The sequence below is a fragment of the Marinobacter lipolyticus genome (genome assembly GCF_018424605.1).
In the GTDB taxonomy this organism is placed as follows: Bacteria; Pseudomonadota; Gammaproteobacteria; order Pseudomonadales; family Oleiphilaceae; genus Marinobacter; species Marinobacter lipolyticus_B.
In genome coordinates, this window is sequence record NZ_QTKT01000007.1 from 186268 (window position 1) to 194601 (window position 8334).

General features: G+C 59.4%; 4 protein-coding genes. 1 reads left to right on the forward strand and 3 read right to left on the reverse strand.

Features of this window, described 5'->3' with window-relative positions; translation table 11 throughout:
- Positions 1 to 295 precede the first annotated feature (295 nt).
- The 3 genes from DYI22_RS11655 to aceE form a co-directional block, all read right to left on the reverse strand.
- Positions 296 to 1549, reverse strand: a complete 1254-nt coding sequence (locus DYI22_RS11655; RefSeq protein WP_213478222.1) for an NADH:flavin oxidoreductase/NADH oxidase family protein — start codon at positions 1547 to 1549, stop codon at positions 296 to 298.
- A gap of 274 nt (positions 1550 to 1823) precedes the next feature.
- Positions 1824 to 3527, reverse strand: a complete 1704-nt coding sequence (gene aceF, locus DYI22_RS11660; RefSeq protein ID WP_213478223.1) for a dihydrolipoyllysine-residue acetyltransferase — start codon at positions 3525 to 3527, stop codon at positions 1824 to 1826.
- 10 nt (positions 3528 to 3537) lie between these two features.
- Positions 3538 to 6207 (reverse strand): pyruvate dehydrogenase (acetyl-transferring), homodimeric type, encoded by a 2670-nt coding sequence (aceE, locus tag DYI22_RS11665; RefSeq protein WP_213478224.1) that lies wholly within the window; start codon positions 6205 to 6207, stop codon positions 3538 to 3540.
- Positions 6208 to 6807: 600 nt separating this feature from the next.
- On the opposite strand from aceE, the gene DYI22_RS11670 reads away from it, so the two are divergent.
- Entirely contained in the window at positions 6808 to 8172 is a 1365-nt protein-coding gene (locus DYI22_RS11670; RefSeq protein WP_213478225.1) for a KamA family radical SAM protein, read from the forward strand.
- The last annotated feature ends 162 nt before the right edge of the window (positions 8173 to 8334 follow it).

An 8334-nucleotide genomic window follows, 5' to 3' on the forward strand; every position in this document is an offset into this window, starting at 1 on the left:
CACTGTTTAAACCAACAGAGGTGACACCATGAAAAAATCAACCGACCACAGCCTGCTCTTCGAACTGACCCACCCCTTCGAAGCCGCCGTTATGCAAGACCTCCACGACTACTTCGACTGGATGTACTTCGCAAACTAAGCGGGAAGAAACCGCCATAGACCGAAAGGTGTGGGTGGAGGTGTCTGGTAAAAAAGATCGCCTGTCTGAGCGCAGCGAGTTAAAGCGAACTTTTTTACCAAACACCTCCACCCGCGCCCTACTCCAGCTCTTAAATCCTACTTCGGATTGACAACCCTACTCCCCGGCCCGAAACCGAGTCCGCACCCCGCGAGTCGCCATCACCCCAATCACCTCCAGCAACGACAGCACCCCCCGGTCATGGGTACGCGGCGCCTTACCCTTGCCCATCCGCCCCAGCTGACGCGTGTACCAGCTGACCTCCATCAGCGCCATATCATCGATCAGCCGTATCCCCGTGCGGATCGGTTTGACCGCGCTGGTGAACGCCTCGCCTGCCATGATGCGCTGCGGGCAATCCGGCTCCACTGCCAGCGGCCGGGCAATCCCCACCAGGTCCGTCGCTCCCGAGGCGATGGCATCCGCCATCCCCGTCTCGGTACGGAAGCCCCCCGTCACCATCAGCGGCACATCCACCCGCTGGCGCACCCTTTCGGCAAACTCCAGAAAATATGCCTCCCGCGCAAGCGTACTCTGCTTCACCTCACCGCCTTCGGCTCCCTTGGCCATGGCCGGGTTCTCGTAATTGCCCCCGGAAATCTCCACCAGATCAATCCCTTCGCTCGCCAGCGCCTCGATCACCGACAGGGATTCCTCCTCGGTAAAACCACCACGCTGGAAATCCGCCGAATTCAGCTTGATACCCACATTAAAGCCATCGCCAGTCACTTCACGGATCGCTCTGTAAACTGCCAGCACGAACCGCATGCGCTTGTCCGCGGAACCGCCCCACTCATCCGAGCGCTGGTTATGGTGCGGCGACAGGAACTGACTCACCAGATAACCGTGCGCGCCGTGGATCTGCACCCCATCAAACCCAGCCTTTTCCGCAATCGAGGCACTGGTGGCAAAACGCCGGATAATGTCCTCAATCTCCGGCCCGGAAAGCGCCCGTGGCGTGGCAAACATACCGCGCAGCTCCTTCCTGAACGGAATCGCACTGGGCGACACCGGATCGCGGTTGAGCATCTTCGGACTCTGCTTTCCGGGATGATTCAGCTGCATCCAGATCTGGTTACCGCCGGTCTTGCCAGACTCTGCCCATTCACGCAACAACGCCAGATCCCGCTCATCCTCAAGCACCACATTCTGGGGCTCGCCGATGTGGCGACGATCCACCATTACATTGCCGGTGATCGACAGCCCCGTGCCGCCCTCGGCCCAGGTGCGATAAAGCCTGACCAGATCCTGGGTGACCCGGTTATCAATCGTGCCCAGGGTTTCGCTCATGGCGGATTTGGCAAAGCGATTGGGGATAACGGAACCGTTCTTCAGGGTACGGGGTTGCGACAGGATTTCGGCGGCTTTCATGGCGGGCCTCTTTTATAGGTATCGGGATAACTCTTGAGGCGATCTTGGAGAGGAAGAAAGCCAAGAACATTGGCCGTTGAGACGCTCCAGATAAGAAGTCAGGAAATAACGCGGAGCTGAAGCGAGAGGGGCGGGGCAGACGATTCAGGACTGTTGAGGGCCATGGACGGCCCGAAACAAGCGCACATGGATGTGCTCGTAGCGTGTCCTGAATCGTTTGCCCTGCCGCTCTCCGCCCCCTAAGCCAGCAGGCTGGGAGCGGACTTGGCAGAACTTATAGCAACAGGGTACGAATGTCCCCCAGAAGCTGACTGAGCAGCGAGGTGAACCGCGCCGCATCGGCCCCGTTCACCGCCCGGTGATCGTAGGACAGCGACAACGGCAACATCAGCCGTGGCTGGAAAGCCTGGCCATCCCAGACCGGCTTCATCGCCGCCTTCGACACCCCCAGAATCGCCACCTCCGGCGTATTCACAATGGGCGTGAACGCCGTACCGCCGATACCACCCAGGCTGGTGATGGTAAAGCAGGCACCCTGCATTTCCGCCGGCTTGAGCTGCTTGTCCCGCGCCTTCTGGGCCAGTTCCGCGCTTTCCGCGGCCAGCTCCCACAGCCCCTTCTGATCCACATCCCGGATCACCGGCACCATCAACCCATGGGGCGTATCCACCGCAATACCGATGTGGATGTACTTCTTGCGCACCACCTCCTTTTTCTCCATGTCCAGCGACACGTTGAACTGGGGCAGTTCCGCCAGCGCCGTGGCACAGGCCTTCAGCAGGAACGGCAGCGGCGTCATCTTCACCCCTTTCTTCTCGCCAGCCGTTTTCTGGGCCTTGCGGAAGTCCTCCATATCGGTGATGTCAGCGTCCTCGAACTGGGTCACGTGAGGTACGTTCAGCCAGCTGCGCTGCATGTTGTTGGCGGTGGCGAACATCATCCGCGACATGGATTCACGCTCCACGTCACCGAACTGGCTGAAGTCCGGCAGCTTCACGCCCGGAATGCCGGCGCCACCGCCACCCGCCACGGTACTGCCCTGCTGGGTCTGCTGCAGCTGGCTTTTAACGTAGGCCTGAACGTCGTCCTTGAGAATCCGGTCTTTCGGGCCGCTGCCCTTGATGCGGGTCAGATCGGCGCCAAATTCACGGGCCAGCTTGCGCACCGCCGGGCCGGCATGAACCTTGGCGCCCGGCGTCGGGGGTTCATAGGTTGTGGATGGCTGCGGCTCGGAACGGGTGTCAGCGGAACCCGCCCGCCCCTTCTGCTTATTATCATCGGATGGTTTCGCCGCCTCGGAAGACTCTTCGCCCTCTTGCGGCTCGTCGGCGCCGCCCTCGTCTCCGCCATCCTCAACCACGGTCATTTCGACCAGGTCATCACCTTCAGAAAGCTTGTCGCCTTCCTTGACCAGAATCTTGCCGATCTTGCCGGCGTAGGGCGACGGAATCTCCATGGTCGCCTTGTCCGATTCCACCGTCACCAGCGGATCGTCGGCTTCCACCTCATCACCCTCACTGACGTTGATCTCGATCACCGGCACATTCTCGAAGCCGTCCAGCGCGGGCACCTTGACGGTTTCCTTGCGCGAACCACCGGAGGATTTCTTCGATGCCGGCTTGCTCTCGCCCGACTCGCCTTCCGACGTTTTATCGTCCTCGTCGTCGGCTTGTTCCGCGGGCTTTTCCTCGCTCTTGTCGTCAGCGTCTTCGTCCGCGGCGTCATCGGCCGCGGCATCGCCGCCGGCCTCCATCATGCCGACCACGTCCCCTTCCTTGACCTTGTCGCCCACCTTGACGGTGATTTTGGTGATCTTGCCGGCACCGGGAGAGGGCAGCTCCACCGACGCCTTGTCCGACTCGACGGTCAGAATCGGATCTTCCTCCTCAACGGAGTCCCCCTCGCTGACGGTGATTTCGATGATCTCGACCTCATCCGCACCGCCGAGATCGGGAACCTTGATTTCCTGTTCACTCATGGCGGTCTCCTTAGCTCAGCACCGGGTTCGTTTTGTTGCGATCGATTCCGTACTTCCGCATGGCTTCGAGAACCACGTCCTCCTTGATCTCACCGTCCCGGGCCAGCGCTGCCAGCGCGGTGACCGCCACGTAGTAGCGATCCACCTCAAAGTGGCTGCGCAATTTCTCGCGGGTGTCACTGCGGCCGAAACCGTCGGTGCCCAGGGTGAGGTAGGTTTTGGGAATGTAGGCCCGCACCTGCTCGGACAACAGCTTGATGTAGTCGGTGGAGGACACCACCGGCCCCTGCTGCTTCTCCAGGCACTGGGTGATGTAGGCTTTCTTCGGCGTGTCGTCCGGATGCAGGCGGTTCCAGCGCTCGATATGGAGACCATCGCGGGCCAGCTCGGTGAAGCTGGTCACGCTCCAGACATCGCTGGCCACGCTGAAGTCGTCCTTCAGCAGTTCCGCCGCGGCACGAACCTCATTGAGGATGGCACCGGAGCCCATCAGCTGAACCCTCGGGGTTTTCTTGCGGCCCTTGGTTTCGACGGAATCCAGCAGGTACATGCCCTTGATGATGCCGTCTTCCACCTTCTTGCCTTTCGGCATGGCGGGCTGTTCGTAGTTTTCGTTCTCAATGGTCAGGTAGTAGAAGACATTCTGGTTGTCTTCAAACATTTCCTTGATGCCATGCTGGACCACCACCGCCATCTCGTAACCGTAGGCCGGATCGTAGGCCTTACAGCTGGGAATGGTCTGGGCCAGTATGTGGCTGTGGCCGTCCTGGTGCTGCAGGCCCTCGCCGTTGAGCGTGGTGCGCCCGGCGGTGCCGCCGATCAGGAAGCCCCGGGCCTGGATATCCCCGGACGCCCAGGCCAGGTCGCCCACCCGTTGGAAACCGAACATGGAGTAGAAGATATAGAAGGGCACCAGCGGGAAGTTGTTGGTGCTGTAGGAAGTTGCCGCCGCCATCCAGGCCGCCATGGAACCGTCCTCATTGATCCCTTCCTCGAGGACCTGGCCTTTCTTGTCTTCCTTGTAGTACATGATCTGGTCACGGTCTTCGGGCACGTACTTCTGGCCTTCCGAGGTGTAAATACCCAACTGGCGGAACATACCCTCCATACCAAAGGTGCGGGCCTCGTCCGGTACGATCGGAACCACCCGCTTGCCGATACGCTTGTCCTTGGTCAGGGCTGTCAGCAACCGCACGAACGCCATGGTGGTGGAGATCGCGCGGCCATTGGAGCCTTCGATCACCGCCTTGAAGGTGTCCAGTGGCGGCGCCTGCAGCGGCTGGCAATCCTTGCGGCGCTTGGGATAAAACCCGCCCAGCTCTTTCCGGCGCTTGTTCATGTAGACAATTTCCGGGCTGTCCGGTGCGGGCCGGTAATAAGGTACGTCCTTGAGCTCTTCGTCCTTGAGCGGCACCGCAAACCGGTCACGGAAAGCCTTGAGCTGGTCCATGTCCAGCTTTTTCAGGGAGTGGGCCGTGTTCTGGGCTTCACCGGCCGAGCCGAACCCGTAACCCTTGATAGTATGGGCCAGGATCACTGTGGGGCGCCCGCCATTGTTGTGGATGGCGTGGTGATAGGCGGCGTACACCTTATAGGGGTCATGGCCACCCCGATTGAGCCGGTTGATGTCCTCGTCAGTGAGGTTTTCCACCATCTTGGACAGCTCCGGGTACTTGCCGAAGAAATGCTTGCGGGTGTAGGCCGGGCCGTTGCTCTTGAAGTTCTGCAGGTCGCCGTCCACAGCTTCGTCCATCACGCGCTGCATCAGGCCGTCCTTGTCTTGCTCGAACAGCGGATCCCACATGCGGCCCCAGACCACTTTCAATACGTTCCAGCCAGCACCCCGGAAGACCCCTTCCAGCTCCTGGATAATCTTGCCATTGCCCCGTACCGGGCCGTCCAGACGCTGCAGGTTGCAGTTAACCACAAAGATGAGGTTGCTGAGGTTCTCGCGGCCGGCCACCGAGATGGAGCCCAGGGTTTCCGGCTCATCACACTCGCCATCACCGACAAAGCACCACACCTTGCGGTCGCCCATGTCGATCAGCTCGCGGCTGTGCAGGTACTTCATCACATGAGCCTGATAGATGGCCTGGATCGGCCCGAGGCCCATGGAGACCGTGGGAAACTGCCAGTAATCGGGCATCAACCAGGGGTGCGGATAGGAGGACAAACCATTGCCATCAACCTCTTCCCGGTACTTGTCCAGCTGCTCTTCGTCGAAACGACCTTCAAGGTAGGAGCGGGCATAGATGCCGGGCGACGAGTGGCCCTGAAAATACACCAGGTCAGACTCCCGCTTGTCGTCACCGCCGTGGAAGAAGTAGTTGAAGCCAACATCGTACAGGGTGGCGGCGGAGGAGAACGACGAGACGTGACCGCCCAGTTCCCCGGGGCGCTGATTGGCCCGCAGGACCATGGCCATGGCGTTCCAGCGGATCAGCGAGCGGATACGGCGCTCCATGAACAGATCGCCCGGCATGCGGGCTTCCTGGGTCACGGGAATGGTGTTTCGGAATGGCGTGGTGATGGAATAGGGTAGCTCAGTACCATCCCGGCTGGCGCGCTCCGACAGCCGTTCCAGAATGTACTTGGCGCGGTCAACGCCTTCCTGCTCGATCAGAGATTCCAGCGCATCAAGCCATTCACTGGTTTCAACGGGATCATCGTCCTGGTACATCAAACCCTCCCCTTGGCATCAAAAAGGCGCCACTGGCCACGATCAGCAGCCGGCTGCCTGCGGTGTCGATTAGCTGCAATGAATTACAGAACCTGTTGTTTCGGGTGTTCCAGCCTGACCTTAATCTCCAACAAGCATAGAACAGCTTGGTGGAATTTACTGCCGGGTGCGGCTGACCACCCAAAACACCCCACGCCCACTTTGTTGTTTTATTACTACATTACTTCCGTTTCAACTGAGTTACGGCAGATGATTGGCAAAGTGTTCGCGTTTATTTCGGTATTTTACGTAATAATGACGTCTACAATCACTCAAAACAACCGCCCTGAGACCAATGTCGTAGTATTCCTACGCGCCCAGGAAAACCATTACCACGCTAAACGGTTTGCATCGCCAATTTTTAAAGGATTTTCCGATTTTTCCCGGAATTTATTTGCAGTTGCGCCAATTTAGCTACAAAACTCCGAATCACCACCGACGGATATTAATTAGACCTGAAACTAAATCGGGTTTTATGTATACTTGCTGCCCGTTTTTTAACCAGCGGAGCGTCGGCGCAGCCCGGCTCCGGACATTGGCAATCAACCTAGAGGGCGATCCATGAACTCCATCGTCACGTTCCCGAACCGCATCCCCACGGCCGAGTTCGAAGAGCGGCGCTTCAAGGTCTACACCGACCGCCAGCTCGACAAGATTGAGGTTATCCAGAATCTCCCCGAAGAAACCCTTTTCGAGATGAAGGTCGTGGCCAGCGTCCTGCCGTTCCGGGTCAACGAATACGTGATCAACGAACTGATCAACTGGGACAAGGTGCCCAACGATCCCATCTACCAGCTGGTCTTCCCCCAGAAAGGCATGCTGAAGGACGAACATTTCGAACGCATGGCGACAATGCACCGGGAAGGTGCGGACAAGAAAGACATCCAGGCCGTGGCCAAGGAGATCCGTGACGAGCTGAACCCGCATCCGGCCGGCCAGATGGAAATGAACATGCCCGAGCTGGACGGCGAGGTACTGGACGGCGTGCAGCACAAATACCGGGAAACCGTGCTGTTCTTCCCGGCCCAGGGCCAGACCTGCCACTCCTACTGCACCTTCTGTTTCCGCTGGGCGCAGTTTGTGGGCGACAAAGACCTGAAGATGGCCAGCACCGAGGCCGAGAAACTGCACGGCTACCTGCAGGAGCACACCGAGGTGACCGACCTGCTGGTGACCGGTGGCGACCCCATGGTGATGAAAACCAAGAACCTGGTGCAGTACCTTGAGCCGCTGCTGGCACCGGAGTTCGACCACATCCAGACCATCCGCATCGGCACCAAGGCCCTGACCTTCTGGCCGTACCGCTTCGTGACCGACAAGGACGCGGACGAGCTGATCGACCTGTTCGCGAAACTCGTGGATGCCGGCAAGCACGTGGCGATCATGGCGCACTACAACCACTGGCAGGAAATCACCACCGACATCGCCGAAGAAGCGATCCGCCGCATCCGCGCCACCGGCGCTGAAATCCGCGCCCAGGGGCCGCTGATCAAACACGTCAACGACAACGCCGATGACTGGGCCAGGCTGTGGAAGAAGGAAGTGCAGCTGGGCATCATCCCCTACTACATGTTCGTAGAGCGGGATACCGGCGCCAAGAACTACTTCGAAGTGCCGCTGGCGGAGGCATTCCATATCTACCGCGACGCCATGAAGAAGGTCTCAGGCCTGGCCCGCACCGCCCGCGGCCCCAGCATGAGCGCCGGGCCCGGTAAAGTCGAGGTGCAGGGCATCACTGAGATCCACGGCGAGAAAGTCTTTGTGCTGCGATTCCTGCAGGGCCGCAACCCGGACTGGGTGCAGCGCCCATTCTTCGCCAAGTACAGCGACACGGCCACCTGGCTGCACGAGCTGGAACCGGCCTTCGGAGAGGAGAAATTCTTCTTTGAAGATGAGTTTGAGCAGATGAAGAAGGGCAACGGTTAAACCACCGGCGCTCCAAGAAAAAAGGGCCGCAATTGGAGGCTGTGTGAAAACAGCCTCCCAAACTGGCAAAATAACCGCGACATGGCTCGCGGTTATTTTTTTATGAGACATCTGGAAGGTACCCCTCGCAGTCAGACGCTGCTGCTCCCGCCCAGCGTTGAA

What these genes read in the sequence shown, in the direction of transcription:
- DYI22_RS11655 (WP_213478222.1), bottom strand. Translation starts at nt 1,549, where the DNA reads ATGAAAGCCGCCGAAATCCTGTCGCAACCCCGTACCCTGAAGAACGGT.
- aceF (WP_213478223.1), bottom strand. Translation starts at nt 3,527, where the DNA reads ATGAGTGAACAGGAAATCAAGGTTCCCGATCTCGGCGGTGCGGATGAG.
- aceE (WP_213478224.1), bottom strand. Translation starts at nt 6,207, where the DNA reads ATGTACCAGGACGATGATCCCGTTGAAACCAGTGAATGGCTTGATGCG.
- DYI22_RS11670 (WP_213478225.1), top strand. Translation starts at nt 6,808, where the DNA reads ATGAACTCCATCGTCACGTTCCCGAACCGCATCCCCACGGCCGAGTTC.